This is a genomic window from Leifsonia sp. Root227 (genome assembly GCF_001428745.1).
In the GTDB taxonomy this organism is placed as follows: Bacteria; Actinomycetota; Actinomycetes; order Actinomycetales; family Microbacteriaceae; genus Leifsonia.
In genome coordinates this window covers 639582-652925 of sequence record NZ_LMIO01000001.1, presented here as the reverse complement: position 1 = coordinate 652925, position 13344 = coordinate 639582, and the positions used below count along the sequence as shown (strand labels likewise).

The window sequence follows — 13344 nt, the reverse complement described above, 5'->3', positions numbered from 1 at the left end:
GGAAACTCCCATGACCGCAACACCCACCCGCGAAGACAAGTTCTCGTTCGGCCTCTGGACCATCGGATACAACGGCACAGACCCGTTCGGCGGCCCGACCCGCCCGCAGCTCGACGTCGTCGAGGCCGTCACCAAGCTCAACGAGCTCGGCGCGTACGGCCTCACCTTCCACGACGACGACCTGTTCGCGTTCGGCTCCACCGACGCAGAGCGTCAGAAGCAGATCGACCGCCTCAAGGGCGCCCTCTCCGACACCGGCGTCATCGTGCCGATGGTGACCACCAACCTGTTCAGCGCACCGGTCTTCAAAGACGGCGGCTTCACCTCCAACGACCGCGCCGTGCGCCGCTTCGCGCTGCGCAAAGTGCTCCGCAACCTCGACCTGGCGGCAGAGCTCGGCGCCAAGACGTTCGTCATGTGGGGCGGCCGCGAGGGTGCGGAGTACGACGCAGCCAAGGACATCCGGTCGGCGCTCGAGCGCTACCGCGAGGCCGTCAACCTGCTCGGCCAGTACGTCACCGACAAGGGATACGACATCCGCTTCGCCATCGAGCCGAAGCCGAACGAGCCCCGCGGCGACATCCTCCTGCCGACCGTCGGCCACGCCATGGCGTTCATCGAGACCCTGGAGCGCCCTGAGCTCGTCGGCGTCAACCCCGAGGTCGGCCACGAGCAGATGGCCGGACTGAACTTCGCCGCCGGCATCGCCCAGGCGCTGTACCAGGGCAAGCTCTTCCACATCGACCTCAACGGCCAGCGCGGCATCAAGTACGACCAGGACCTGGTCTTCGGTCACGGCGACCTGCAGAACGCGTTCGCGCTCGTCGACCTGCTCGAGAACGGCGGCCCGAACGGCGGCCCGTCGTACGACGGCCCCCGCCACTTCGACTACAAGCCGTCGCGCACGGAGGACATCACCGGCGTCTGGGACTCCGCGGCCGCCAACATGCGCACCTACCTCCTGCTCAAGGAGCGCGCGCAGGCGTTCCGCGCCGACCCCGAGGTGCAGGAGGCCCTGGAGGCGTCGCGCGTCACCCAGCTCGCACAGCCGACCATCGCCGACGGCGAGAGCTACGACGACCTGCTCGCCGACCGCTCGGCATTCGAGGAATTCGACGCCGACGCGTACTTCGGCGGCAAGGGCTTCGGCTTCGTCCGGCTGCAGCAGCTGGCGCTCGAGCACCTGCTCGGCGCACGCTGAACCGACCCACTCCTGAGGGGCGCTCCGACCGGGGCGCCCCTCTCCCCCGTTGAAAGGACAGAGCGGATGACCCTGGTCGCCGGAGTCGACTCATCCACCCAGAGCTGCAAGGTCGTCGTGCGCGACGTGGAGTCGGGAGCCGTCGTGCGGTTCGGCCGTGCCGCGCACCCGGACGGCACGGAGGTCGACCCCGCCGCGTGGTGGACTGCGCTGCAGCAGGCCATCGCGGAGGCCGGAGGACTCGACGACGTCGCCGCCGTCTCCATCGCCGGACAACAGCACGGGATGGTTGCACTGGATGCACAGGGCCGCGTCGTCCGCGACGCCCTGCTCTGGAACGACACCCGCTCCGCGCAGGCTGCCCGCGACCTGATCGCAGAGGTCGGCGCCGCGGAGTACGCCGCACGCGTCGGCGTCGTGCCCGTCGCGTCGTTCACGGCCACCAAGCTGCGCTGGCTCCGGGATGCCGAGCCGGAGAACGCCGCGCGCGTCGCGGCCGTCGCACTCCCGCACGACTGGCTCACCTGGCGCCTGCTCGGCTACGGCCCGGAGGGCGAGAGCGAGCTGGGCCCCGACCTCGACGCCCTGACCACCGACCGCTCCGACGCGAGCGGCACGGCGTACTGGGGTGCCGCGTCCGGTGCGTACGACCTCGACCTGTTCTCCCAGGCATTCGGCCGCGGCGCCCGCGAGGCCGGCGCCGAGGGCGACGGCGTCGTGCTCCCCCGCGTGCTCGGGCCGGCGGAGCCGGCCGGGCGCACCCCGTCCGGCGTACTGGTCGGGCCAGGGGCGGGAGACAACGCGGGCGCTGCACTCGGGCTCGGCGCCGCGGACGGCGACGTGGTCGTGTCCATCGGCACCAGCGGAACGGTGTTCGCGGTCACGGACGCTCCCGTCGCCGACGAGAGCGGAACCGTCGCCGGCTTCGCCGACGCGAGCGGGCTCAGCCTGCCCCTCATCGCCACCCTCAACGCCGCCCGCGTGCTCAGCTCCATCGCCGACCTGCTCTCCGTCGACTTCGACGCGCTCGCCGAGCTCGCACTGTCCGCCGAGCCCGGCGCAGAGGGCGTGGTGCTGGTCCCGTACTTCGAGGGAGAGCGCACGCCGAACCTGCCGGACGCGACCGCGAGCATCCACGGGCTCACCATCGCGAGCACCCGGCCGGCGACCTTCGCACGCGCCGCGATCGAGGGGATGCTCTGCGGCCTCGCAGACGGTCTCGACGCTGTGCGCGCGGTCGGCGTGCGCGAGAAGCGCGTGCTCCTGATCGGCGGTGCGGCGCAGAACCGTGCGGTCGCTGCCATCGCGGCGCAGGTCTTCGACGCGCCCGTCGTGGTGCCGTCCCCCGGCGAGTACGTCGCGGACGGCGCGGCGGTTCAGGCGGCATGGGCGCTCACCGGCACCCGCCCGTCCTGGACGGTGGATGCGGCCCCCGCGCTGGCCGTGGACACCAGGCAGGTCATCCGCGAGCAGTACGCGCGTGCGACGGCGAGCGCGAGCGCCTGAGCAGGAGTACGCAGACGCGAACGCGAAAGGGTGCGGCCGGGAGATTCCCGGCCGCACCCTTCTGCGTGACTGGCGGTGACTACGCCGTGACGGCCTCGCGCCTGCCGCCTGGACCGACGTACTGCGAGCTGCCGTAGCCGACGATGAAGTACCCGATGATCGCGAGCAGCCAGAGCAGGAAGATGCTGAACGCAGCACCCTTGCCGAACGCACGGCCGACACCGAGGGCCACGATGATCGCGACGATGATGTTGACGATCGGGATGAAGTACAGGATCACGAGCGCGCCGTGGAATCCGCCGATCTTCACCAGCAGGTAGGTGTTGTAGATCGGGATGAGTGCGCCCCAGCCCGGCTTGCCCGCCTTGGTGAACACGGGCCACAGGGCGATGACGACAAGGATGTATCCGATGAGTCCGCCGATGACGGACGGCACAGGGTTGTATGCGGTGGTCTCGGTGGCGATCAGGCCGTCGGCGGCCAAGGCGATGGGGAACATGGGTGTCCTCTCTGTGAACGGAATGACAGTATCCACTCAGGGTTTCAACAGGGGGACGCGAGGTGAACCGGGCGTGTCGTCGTGTGACCTCGGAGTATCGTCGCGGCGGCGGACGGCTGTCGCTCGGCCCCGCGGTTCGGGAGCCGTCCGGCTGCCGCCGCGACGAGTCTGGATGGGTGCCGCGTCAGCGGCGCGACACCAGGATGCGCGGGCCTGCCGCCCACGACGCCAGGCACAGGATGCCCGTGAAGGCGAACGCTCCCACGAACGGCCACGCGCCGCCCAGTCCGGCGAGCGCCGCGAAGACGATCGCGGTCGCCGCGAGCGAGATCGACGAGCCGATCGCGTCCGCGATGGACAGCGCCGAGCTGTTGAAGCCCTGGTTCTCGATCGTCGAGTACTCCAGCGTGAGCACGCCCAGCCTCGGGTACAGGATGCCCATGCCTGCCCCCGCGAACGCCCAGCCGACCACCACGATCACCGGCGGGAGGTGGAAGAGCGCCGTCAGCAGCAGCGAACCGACCGCGATGCTGAGTCCGGCGGAGCCGAGCATCGCCGCCGTGCTGTTGCGGATCGCGGGGAACCTGCCCTGCACCCATGACGCCGCCGCCCAGCTCACGCCTGCAGCGGTCAGAGCGAGGCCGGAGAGGGCCGCCGTGAAACCGAACTCCGTCACCAGCAGCAGCGGGACGTAGACCTCGGCGGCGAAGAACGTCCCCGCGACGATCGCGCGCACCAGGATCACGCTCGGCAGGCCGCGGGCCGCGCGGAGCGCCCGTGCAGGCAGCAGCGGACGGATGGCGAACAGCGCGACGGCCACGGCGAACACGGGCGCGATCCACTGCACGGGGCCGCGCGCCTCCGCCGTCAGGTTGAGCGCGAGCACCGCGACAGCGACGAGCACGGCCCAGCCGATGCGCCGCAGGTCGAGCGGTGGACGCTCCTCGCCGTCGGCCGGCCGGTGCACCCCGCGCATCGCGGGCACCACCATCAGCATCGCGAGCACCACCAGGGCGACGACGCCGAGGAACACCCAGCGCCACCCGACCGACTCGGCGAGCGCCCCCGCGATCAGCGGTCCGATCAGCGACGGGATGACCCAGGCCGCCGCGAACCCGGCGAAGATCTTGGCGTGCAGCGACGCGGGATAGACGCGGGCGACGATCACATACAGCGCCACCGTCAGCGCCCCTCCCCCGAAGCCGTGGATGAGCCTGCCCGCCACGAAGACGCCCATGTTCTGGGCGGTCCCCACCACGAGCAGCCCGGCCACGAACATCCCGACGGAGGCGAACAGCGCGTTCCTCGGGCTGCCCCTGTCGCACCATGCACCCGCGAGCACCATGCCGACCACGCTGACGGCGAGCGGGCCGGCGAACGCGAACGCGTACAGGCTCGCACCGTGGAGCTCGCGGCTCACGGTGGGCATGATCGTGGTGACGGCGAGCGCTTCGAACGCCGCCAGCATGATGAGGGCGCACATCCCGATGCTCACCCAGCGGTACTGCTGGCTCAGCACACCCCCTGGCGGAGAGAGATCGGCGACTGCGGCGCCCTGCTGTTCCGGCGCAACCCGCCGTTCCGGCGCATCGGGCTGAACGGCCGCGCCCGGCTGCGCTGGCGCGCCCGTGCGGTCGATGTCGTCACTGGTCATGGTGCGAGCCTATGACCTCAACTACGGTTGAGGTCAATGAACCCGTCCGAACCCATCCTCAGCGTCGGCGACCTGGCCGCGCGGAGCGGCGTCGCCGTGTCCGCCCTGCACTTCTACGAGCGGCAGGGCCTCATCAACAGCGAACGCACGGCGGGCAACCAGCGGCGCTATCGGAGGGACGTGCTGCGTCGGGTGGCGTTCATCCGGGTCTCGCAGCGGGTGGGCGTGCCGCTCGCCGAGATCCGGATCGCGCTCGATTCGCTACCGGAGGGGAGGACGCCGACCAAGAAGGACTGGGCGCGTCTCTCGCGGCTGTGGCGGGATGCACTCGACGAGCGCATCCGGGATCTCGAGCACCTGCGCGACGACCTCACCGGCTGCATGGGATGCGGGTGCCTCAGCCTGCGCACCTGCGCGCTGCAGAACCCGTCGGACGAGCTCGGCGGCAGCGGACCAGGACCGCGCAGATGGATGGACGACGACTGACCGGTCAGCGCGGCGCGGCGGTGGAGGCGCGCACGATGAGCGCCGGTTGCACGTTGCCGGGGTGCGGCTCCTCTGTCGACTCGATCTCGGCGACCAGCCTGGCGACGCAGCGGCGGCCCAGCTCGGCGAAGTCCTGCCTGACCGTCGTGAGCGGCGGACAGAAGTGCGCAGACTCCGGGATGTCGTCGAAGCCGACGATGCTGAGGTCGCCGGGGATGTCCCTGCCGAGGTCGCGCGCAGCGTGCATGACCCCGAGGGCGAGCTGGTCGTTGGAGGCGAACACGGCCGTGATGGTCAGGTCGGCGAGCAGTTCCAGACCGGCGACGTAGCCGGACTGCGCAGACCAGTCGCCGCGGATCGGCGGGAGAGCATCGAGCCCGGCCGAGCGCAGCTCCTCCTCGAAACCGCGCACCCTGGCCTGCGCTTCGATCCAGCCGAGGGGCCCGGAGACGTGGGCGATCCTGCGGTGCCCGAGGTCGATCAGGTGGCGGGTGGCGGCGCGGGCTCCGGCGATCTGGTCGACCGACAGCTCCTTCTCCGCGTATTGCGCACCCGCCTGCAGCGTCACGTACGGAACGTCGAGGCTGGTGGCGATCTGGTCGAGCACCCGTTCCTGCGGGGCGATCACGACGACGCCTTCCACCGCCTGCGCGAGCAGGTGGTCGATCCCGTCCGCGATGCTCTCCGCGCTGAGGTCGGCGAGCTGCGCGACGGTGACGTAGTACCCAGCTTCGCGTCCGGCGTTCTGGATCGCGCCCATGCTCGACACCGGGCCGTACAGCGCGGCGGCGGAGGAGGTGAGCACCCCGATCGTGTTCGACCTGGCGGTGACCAGCGCTCTCGCCGCGCGGTTGGGCCGGTAGTGCAGCGCATCCATCGCCTGCACGACCCTCTCGCGCGTCGACGCCCGGATGCTCGGGTGCCCGTTGAGCACGCGCGATACAGTCTGGTGCGATACTCCGGCGACGCGCGCGACGTCGCGCATACTGGCGGCCCTGCCCGCGCCTTCCTCGTGCGTCACCCCCCAATTATGCGTGCCGCACCACGCGTTCGAGTCCGGAGTTGTTCAGGCCAGCCCCGGCGCGTCGCCTGAACAGGTTCGGACTCGATCATCGGGGAGCGGAGGGGGTGGGGGCGGGACGGGAGTGACGGCGGGGGCGGATGAGGACGGCAGCCATCGCGAGGGCGAGCGGGAAGACGAGGTGCCAGCCGGCGAGGAGGAGGAGACCGGCCGCGAAGACGCAGGACGCGAGCGACATCCACCAGCCGACCGACCGGCGCGGCAGCAGCACGAGCGCCGAAGCGACGCCGAGCGCATAGACCGCCGCGGCGATGCTCGTGTGCACGAGGATGAACGGCTGCAGGTCGCCGCTGGCGAGCACCACCGCGGAGTACGCCGCCATGATCACGGCGGACAGCAGCAGGCCGCGACGCGCGATGCCGCCGTTCTCCGCACCGCGCCCGAACCAGCGCGGCAGGTCGCCGTCGCGCCCCATCGCGGCGCCCAGCTTGCTGAACGCCGCCAGGTACGCGTTGAACACCCCTGTGACCACGATGGCAGCGATGACCGCCACCACGATCCCGCCTCCCCTGCCGGACGACACCACCACCAGGTCGAGCAGAGGCACGGCACTGGTGGATGCGCGTCCGCCGAGCACCAGGACCGTCACCGTCTGAATCGCCAGGTACGCGACGGAGACGATCACGAGCGCCAGCGCCGTCGCCCGCGGGATGTCCCGCTTCGGGTTGCGGAACTCCCCACCGATCCCCGCCACGGCCTCCCATCCGGCGAACGCCCAGATGTAGAGGTTCATCGCGAGGCCGACGCCCTCCCAGCCGTGCGGCAGCAGCGGCTGCAGGTTGGCCGGGTTCGCGTGCGGGACGGCGGCGGCGAGCACGAAGACGAGCACGGCGACCAGTGCGGCCGACAGCACCAGCTGCAGCCACCCGGCGAACCGCACGCCGAACGCCGTCACGATGACCGGGATGACCATGAGACCGATGGCGATGAGCGTGGTGGTCGGCGCATCCCCGCCGATGACCGCGACCACATACCTGGCCGTCATCAGTGCGGCGATCGGCGCCCCGATCGGCGTTCCGAAGAAGAACCAGTAGCTGATGACGCGGGCGGCGGTCGGGCCGAAGGCGCGTCTGGCGAAGGTCGCGACGCCGCCGGCATCCGGATGCCGGCGCGCGAGCGCCGCGAACGTGGCGGCCAGCGGAATGGAGATGACGGCGAGGGCGGCGACCGCGATGATCGACCCCGGCCCGGCCACCGACGCGGCGAGCGCCGGAAGCACGAGGATGCCTGTGCCGAGGACGGCGGCGACGTACAGCGCCGTGCCGCCGGCGACACCAAGGTGCCCGTGCGGTTCGGCGGTATCCCCCGGTCGGCCATCGTCGTGGTCGCCCCGGGCGCGCGCGATCGAGGGCCCGCTTTCCGTCATGTCTCCATGATGGCGCGGACCCCCGACATCGCCTATTGCGGCCGCTGGTCTACCTGGTGAGGTCGTAGACCGTCGTGCTCCCGACCGTCGTCGCCGTGAAGTTCTGCTCCACCCAGCTCGCGATGGCACTGGATGCGCTGCTCCCTCCGTTCGCCTGCCCGACGCCGCCCGCGATGAAGTAGTGGATCTTCCCCGCGGCGACGTACGCCATGAACTGCGCGAGCGTCGGCGACGGGTCGGAGCCGTTGAAGCCGCCGATGGGCATGACCGCCTCCTGCGTCGCGAGCTGGTATCCGGCCGCCGAGTTGGAGCCGATCGCCGCCGCGACCCAGGTGTACGACGACGCGTCGGACTTCAGCAGAGCGCTGAGTTGCGAGCTGACGGCCGAGGAGCCGAGGAGGCCGCCCATCCCGCCGCCCTGAGCGGTGCCGCCGGTGGTGGTCCCTGCGCCGCCCTGCGTCGTTCCGGTCCCGCCGGGAGGCGCGAACCCGCCGCCTGCACCACCGGTGCCGCCCGTTCCTCCTGCCGCCCCCGTCCCTCCGGGAGCCGCGCCTGGTCCTCCCGCGCCTCCCTGCGCCCCGCCGAAGCCGCCGCGGCCCGCACCTCCGCCAGGGCCGCCCATCGACCCGGAGACTGTCGGGCCTGCGGTCACGATCGAGCCGGTGTGGGGCGTCGCCACGGTCTCCACCGAGTACGCGGCGGGGGCGAGCAGTGCGGCGACGAGCGTGGTGGCGATGGTGGCTCCCGCGAACATCCGACCGCGCGGAGGCAGCACGAGCAGCATCGCCCCGACGATCGCCAGCACCAGCACCACCGCCTTCAGCCAGGGCAGCCAGTCCGCCGCCCTGTCGAGCAGCACGCACGCCCACACCGCCGTGCCGATCAGCGTCACCGCCGACAGGATGCGCACCCACAGCTTCTCCCTCGCCGACCAGGCCGCAGCGGCCCCGATGGCGACGGTCCCCGCCAGTGCCGGGGCGAGAGCGACGGTGTAGTAGGCGTGGAAGATCCCGGCCATGAAGCTGAACGCAAGGGCCGTGACGATGAGCCACCCGCCGAAGAGCAGCAGCGTCGCCCTGCGCGCGTCCGTCCGCTTCGCCGCCCGGCCGAGCACCAGCGCGAGCACGAACAGCACCAGGGCGGCGGGCAGCAGCCAGGCGATCTGGCCGCCGATCTCGTTCTCGAACAGACGCAGGATGCCGGTGGCTCCCCACATCCCTCCGCCGGCGGTCGTCCCGCCGCCACCGGTGACACTGCCGGTCTCGTCGCCGGTGAGGCGACCGAGCCCGTTGTAGCCGAACGTCAGCTCCAGGAAGCTGTTGGTCTGCGATCCGCCGATGTACGGGCGCATGGACGCAGGCACCAGCTCGACGACGGCGACCCACCAGCCCGCAGACACGATCACCGCGCCGAGGGCGGCGAACAGGTGACCGAACCGCTTCTTCCAGGAGACCGGCGCCACGGCCAGGTACGCACCGGCCAGCACGGGGAGGATGAGGAACGCCTGCAGTTGCTTCGTCAGGAAGCCGAATCCGACCGCCACCCCTGCCAGCAGCAGCCAGCGCATCCGGCCGGACTCGATGGCGCGGAGAGTGAAGTAGACGGATGCGGTCAGCAGGAGCACCAGCAGCGCATCCGGGTTGTTGAACCGGAACATCAGAACGGCGACCGGTGTGATCGCCAGCACACCGCCCGCGAGCAGCGCGGTCTGCGCCGAGTAGTGCCTCCGTACGATGCAGTAGACGATGGCGACGGTCGCGACGCCCATCAGCGCTTCCGGCACCAGGATGCTCCACGAGCTCAGGCCGAACAGCCGCACCGAGAGCGCCATGATCCACAGGCTCGCCGGCGGCTTGTCGACCGTGATCGAGTTGGCGGCGTCGCTCGAGCCGTAGAAGAACGCCTCCCAGTTGACGCTCCCCGCCTGCACGGCCGCCGAGTAGAACGAGTTCGCGTAGCCGCTCGCCGCCAGATCCCACAGGTAGAGGAGCGCTGCGACGCCGAGCAGGCCGAGCAGAGCTGGGCGCTCCCAGGCGGCGCTCCCCGCCCTTCCTCGGATGAGCCAGCGTCCGGCCGCTCTGAGCCGCCCTCCGGCTGTCGGTTGTTCGGAGGCGGGGTACGTCACCGCCGGGTGGTCCTGCGTCGTGGTGGTCATGATCCGTTCGCTTCCTGTCGGAGGTCGGTGGTGTGCAGTGCGTGGTCCCGCATCGACTCGATCGGGATGGGAGGGGCCGCGTCCACTGCTGGCGGTGCGGCGCTGGGAGCCGGGCGACGGGATGCTCGGAACACCCAGAGCCGCAGGAGCACGAACCGCACGAGGGTCGCCACGAGGTTCGCGACCGTGAGCACGATCAGCTCCGCCCTGGCTCCTGCACCCGGCGCCGACAGGTGCAGCACGGCGAGCGATCCTGCGGTCATCCCCCAGGCGACCCCGAAGACGATCAGCCCCTGGAACTGGTGCCGCACGGCACCGCTCCTGCCCCTGACCCCGAACGTGAACCTCCTGTTCGCCCCGGTGTTCGCGATCGTGGTGATCAGCAGCGCGGCGAAGTTCGCGAGTTGCGCGGGGATCAGCCCCTGCAGCAGCAGATACAGCACCGCGTACGCGGCGGTCGACAGCACGCCGACGACGCCGAAGCGCACCACCTGCCCGAAGAAGCTCGGCGGTCTCGGCGGGTCGAACGGCCGCCTCCCGAGCTCCGCGTACACGGACTCGAGCGGGATGCGGCCGCGCGCGATGTTGCTGCCGACCCTGAGCATCCCCTTGAGGTCTGCTCGCGCCGTCGACACGATGTCGACAGAGCTGTCCGGATCGTCCACCCAGTCGACGGGGATCTCGTGGATGCGCAGCCCGGCCCGCTCGGCCAGGATCAGCAGTTCGGTGTCGAAGAACCACGCGTCGTCCTCGACCAGCGGGAGGAGCCGGTGCGCCACCTCCCGCCTGATGGCCTTGAACCCGCACTGTGCGTCGCTGAAGCCGACCGCCATCGTGCGGCGCAGCAGCAGGTTGTAGCTGCGGGAGATGAACTCGCGCTTGCCGCCGCGGGTGACCCGCGCGCTTCGGCCGAGCCTGGTGCCGATGGCGAGGTCGGAGTGGCCGGAGAGCAGCGGAGCGACGAGCGGTGGCAGGGCGGCGAGGTCGGTGGAGAGGTCTTCGTCGAGGTAGACGAGCACGTCGGCCGGCGACGAGCCCCACACCAGCTTGAGCGCGCGACCCCGGCCCTTCTGCGGGAGGTGCACCGCGACGACGCCGGGGAGTTCGCCCGCGAGCGCGTCGGCGATCTGTGCGGTCGCGTCCGTACTCGCGTTGTCGGCGATCGTGATGCGCCAGGTCTGGTCGATTTCGCGGGTCAGGTAGGCGTTGAGCTGACGGATGGACTGTTCGAGCGTCGCCTGCTCGTTGTAGACGGGCACGACGATGTCGAGCGACAGGGGTGAGAGTGTGTGCGACATGAGGACAACCCTCACGTCGTTACATTCCTGTGACCTTTGCTGACCCTATGCGGGGTGAATGCATCTCCTCCGCGGTCGCTATGCGCCGCCGGTCAGAGTCCTGCGTGCGCCGCGAGCACCTCCACTGCGAGCCGCCAGTCCGACGCCGGAACGCCGTCGCCCACCTCTGTGCCCTCCTCCTCGCCGGGGAGTCGCGCAACGAACCGCGGCCACGCCTCGCCGTCGAGGTGCACCTCCTCGATCAGGCCGAGGTACTCCCCGCCGTAGTAGACCTCCCACGCCGCGGTCGCCGTCGGGCTGTACATGAGTGTGAGCGGCGTCGTGCCGTAGCTGTAGACCGCGTGCTGGTGGTCGAGCTGCTTCCCGGTCATGTCCGGCAGAGTATTCGCAAACACCGCGGTGCGATAGCGGGTGTTGAGCCGTATTGCGCCGACCGCGGATCAGAGCACGGACAGATCGTCGCCCGACCTGCTCAGCTCGTGCGTCGCATCCACCGCTGCGGAGACCACGTCCTCCAGACTCCCGCGCACGGCGAACGCCGCCCGCTGCCTGCCGGCCCCTCCGCCTGCAGCGACGATGCGCTCGAGCCCGTCGCGCACCAGCTCCAGGTCGCCGTTCGCCTCGAGGGCGGCTCCGATGTGGGCGAGCAAGGCGTCCAGCGCGTCAGCGATGGATGCGCCGGCCCCGTGCTGTGGATGCGGCAGCCTGCCCTGCGTGCCGGTCAGCGCCGCCTGCCACCCGGCCAGCCGCAGCGCAGCGGACGGCAGATCGGAGGGTTGCACACCCGCGTGCCACTCCTCCGCCGCCGTGTCGACCAGCGCGCGGACGATGGCGGCGAGGACGACGGCATCCCGCGCATCCAGGCAGACGTCCGCGATGCGCACTTCGACCGTCGGCTGCTTGTGCGACAGCCGGGCGTCGAGGTAGACCATTCCGTAGTCGAGGATGACGCCGGTGTCGACGAGCACCCGTTCGAACCGGTCGTACTCCTCGACGGAGCCGAACACCTCCGTGGGCCCTGCGCTCTGCCACTGGTGCCAGGTGAGGAAGCGGAAGCTCGCGTACCCGGTGTCCGCGCCGTCCGCGAACGGCGAGTTGGCGCTCAGCGCGAGGATCACGGGCAGCCAGGTGCGGATGCGGTCGAGCACCGCGACGCCCTCCTCGCGCGACGCGATGCCGACGTGCACGTGGCAGCCGCAGACGAGCGTCTTGTGAGCGGTGGCCCCGTACCTCCGCATCATCTCGCCGTAGCGCTCCTTCTCCGTGGGATGCGGCTGGACGGGCAGCGGAGACATCGCCAGCGCCGCCGCGCGCACGCCGAGCGGGCGGACCAGCTGGTCCGCGCGCTCCCTGCCTGCCACGATGTCGGCCAGGAGGTCGCCGGTGGAGGTCAGCGGCCTGGTCTGCGTCTCGAGCATCTCCTGGTGGATCTCCGCGGCCACTTCCGGGGCGGCCTCTCCCTGGCCGCGCCCCGGCTCGTCGTCGCCCGCCGCCGCGGCGAGCGCCTGGGGTGCGACGGCTCGCGGGGCGCCGGTGTGCTCGTCGACGAGCAGCAGCTCTTCCTCCACCCCGAAAGTCCTCATGCACCAACTATCCGCGCCAGCACCTGCCCTGGCCAGTCCCCCACCAGGAACGTGTCTGTCGTGACGTAACCGCACGACTCATAGAACCTCACCAGGTCGCCCGTGGCTCCCGCGTAGCAGTCGACGCGCAGCATCCGGACGCCCGCCGCTTTCGCCTGCTCGTCGGCGAACGCGAGGAGCGCCCTGCCCGTGCCCTTCGCTCGCGGGTCGCGGGAGCCGATCAGCACTTTCACGTAGAGCTCCGGCTCTGTCGCCGCAGGGACATAGTCGGTCGCATCGCCGAGGATCAGCGCCCCGACGACCCCCGCATCCGGATGCTCGGCCACCCACGCGCCCGGCTCCGCGACCCAGCCGGTCACCCTGTCCACCTGCTTCTGCTGGGTGGAGAACGGTTCGGTGCCCCACTGCCGGGTGTTCCCGATGCTGACGAACCAGGCGATGGCGTCGTCGAAGAGGCGGAGGACCGCCGTGGCATCGGCTGCGGTGGCGGGGCGGATGGTCGTCGTCATCCCTCG

12 protein-coding genes are annotated in these 13344 nt (G+C 71.0%); 3 read left to right on the top strand and 9 right to left on the bottom strand.

Features of this window, described 5'->3' with window-relative positions:
- The first annotated feature begins 10 nt into the window (after window positions 1-10).
- Entirely contained in the window at window positions 11-1201 is a 1191-nt protein-coding gene (xylA, locus tag ASE16_RS03060) for a xylose isomerase (RefSeq protein ID WP_055890432.1), read from the top strand.
- A gap of 66 nt (window positions 1202-1267) precedes the next feature.
- Window positions 1268-2707, top strand: coding sequence for a xylulokinase (xylB, locus tag ASE16_RS03055; protein WP_055890430.1), 1440 nt, complete (start codon window positions 1268-1270; stop codon window positions 2705-2707).
- Between the two features lie 79 nt (window positions 2708-2786).
- Here the strand turns inward: xylB and ASE16_RS03050 are convergent, their stop codons facing one another.
- On the bottom strand, window positions 2787-3206 hold the full coding sequence (locus ASE16_RS03050) for a DUF5684 domain-containing protein (RefSeq protein WP_235500292.1): 420 nt from the start codon (window positions 3204-3206) through the stop codon (window positions 2787-2789).
- A gap of 184 nt (window positions 3207-3390) precedes the next feature.
- Window positions 3391-4860 (bottom strand): MFS transporter, encoded by a 1470-nt coding sequence (locus ASE16_RS03045; RefSeq protein ID WP_082581182.1) that lies wholly within the window; start codon window positions 4858-4860, stop codon window positions 3391-3393.
- A 36-nt stretch (window positions 4861-4896) separates the two neighbouring features.
- Here ASE16_RS03045 and soxR point away from each other — a divergent pair, with 36 nt between their 5' ends.
- Window positions 4897-5346 (top strand): redox-sensitive transcriptional activator SoxR, encoded by a 450-nt coding sequence (soxR, locus tag ASE16_RS03040; RefSeq protein ID WP_055890428.1) that lies wholly within the window; start codon window positions 4897-4899, stop codon window positions 5344-5346.
- Between the two features lie 4 nt (window positions 5347-5350).
- On the opposite strand, the gene ASE16_RS03035 is transcribed toward soxR, so the two are convergent.
- The 7 genes from ASE16_RS03035 to ASE16_RS03005 form a co-directional block, all read right to left on the bottom strand.
- Window positions 5351-6331 (bottom strand): LacI family DNA-binding transcriptional regulator, encoded by a 981-nt coding sequence (locus tag ASE16_RS03035; RefSeq protein ID WP_055890426.1) that lies wholly within the window; start codon window positions 6329-6331, stop codon window positions 5351-5353.
- A gap of 124 nt (window positions 6332-6455) precedes the next feature.
- Window positions 6456-7793, bottom strand: coding sequence for an APC family permease (locus tag ASE16_RS03030; RefSeq protein ID WP_055890424.1), 1338 nt, complete (start codon window positions 7791-7793; stop codon window positions 6456-6458).
- Window positions 7794-7842: 49 nt separating this feature from the next.
- Window positions 7843-9948 (bottom strand): glycosyltransferase family 39 protein, encoded by a 2106-nt coding sequence (locus ASE16_RS03025; RefSeq protein ID WP_055890422.1) that lies wholly within the window; start codon window positions 9946-9948, stop codon window positions 7843-7845.
- The gene (locus ASE16_RS03020) at window positions 9945-11246 is read right to left on the bottom strand and encodes a bifunctional glycosyltransferase family 2/GtrA family protein (protein ID WP_055890419.1); all 1302 of its coding nucleotides are present in this window, start codon (window positions 11244-11246) and stop codon (window positions 9945-9947) included. Before ASE16_RS03020 ends, ASE16_RS03025 begins: the two co-directional genes overlap by 4 nt.
- Window positions 11247-11338: 92 nt before the next feature.
- Window positions 11339-11617, bottom strand: a complete 279-nt coding sequence (locus ASE16_RS03015; protein ID WP_055890417.1) for a hypothetical protein — start codon at window positions 11615-11617, stop codon at window positions 11339-11341.
- Window positions 11618-11686: 69 nt separating this feature from the next.
- Window positions 11687-12829: a glutamate--cysteine ligase gene (locus ASE16_RS03010; protein WP_055890415.1), complete on the bottom strand. Its 1143-nt coding sequence runs from the start codon at window positions 12827-12829 to the stop codon at window positions 11687-11689.
- On the bottom strand, window positions 12826-13338 hold the full coding sequence (locus ASE16_RS03005; protein WP_055890413.1) for a GNAT family N-acetyltransferase: 513 nt from the start codon (window positions 13336-13338) through the stop codon (window positions 12826-12828). The genes ASE16_RS03010 and ASE16_RS03005 overlap by 4 nt, the downstream gene beginning before the upstream one ends.
- Window positions 13339-13344: the final 6 nt, after the last annotated feature.

What these genes read in the sequence shown, in the direction of transcription:
- soxR (WP_055890428.1), top strand. Translation starts at nt 4,897, where the DNA reads ATGAACCCGTCCGAACCCATCCTCAGCGTCGGCGACCTGGCCGCGCGG.
- xylA (WP_055890432.1), top strand. Translation starts at nt 11, where the DNA reads ATGACCGCAACACCCACCCGCGAAGACAAGTTCTCGTTCGGCCTCTGG.
- xylB (WP_055890430.1), top strand. Translation starts at nt 1,268, where the DNA reads ATGACCCTGGTCGCCGGAGTCGACTCATCCACCCAGAGCTGCAAGGTC.
- ASE16_RS03035 (WP_055890426.1), bottom strand. Translation starts at nt 6,331, where the DNA reads ATGCGCGACGTCGCGCGCGTCGCCGGAGTATCGCACCAGACTGTATCG.
- ASE16_RS03025 (WP_055890422.1), bottom strand. Translation starts at nt 9,948, where the DNA reads ATGACCACCACGACGCAGGACCACCCGGCGGTGACGTACCCCGCCTCC.
- ASE16_RS03005 (WP_055890413.1), bottom strand. Translation starts at nt 13,338, where the DNA reads ATGACGACGACCATCCGCCCCGCCACCGCAGCCGATGCCACGGCGGTC.
- ASE16_RS03020 (WP_055890419.1), bottom strand. Translation starts at nt 11,246, where the DNA reads ATGTCGCACACACTCTCACCCCTGTCGCTCGACATCGTCGTGCCCGTC.
- ASE16_RS03030 (WP_055890424.1), bottom strand. Translation starts at nt 7,793, where the DNA reads ATGACGGAAAGCGGGCCCTCGATCGCGCGCGCCCGGGGCGACCACGAC.
- ASE16_RS03010 (WP_055890415.1), bottom strand. Translation starts at nt 12,829, where the DNA reads ATGAGGACTTTCGGGGTGGAGGAAGAGCTGCTGCTCGTCGACGAGCAC.
- ASE16_RS03015 (WP_055890417.1), bottom strand. Translation starts at nt 11,617, where the DNA reads ATGACCGGGAAGCAGCTCGACCACCAGCACGCGGTCTACAGCTACGGC.
- ASE16_RS03045 (WP_082581182.1), bottom strand. Translation starts at nt 4,860, where the DNA reads ATGACCAGTGACGACATCGACCGCACGGGCGCGCCAGCGCAGCCGGGC.
- ASE16_RS03050 (WP_235500292.1), bottom strand. Translation starts at nt 3,206, where the DNA reads ATGTTCCCCATCGCCTTGGCCGCCGACGGCCTGATCGCCACCGAGACC.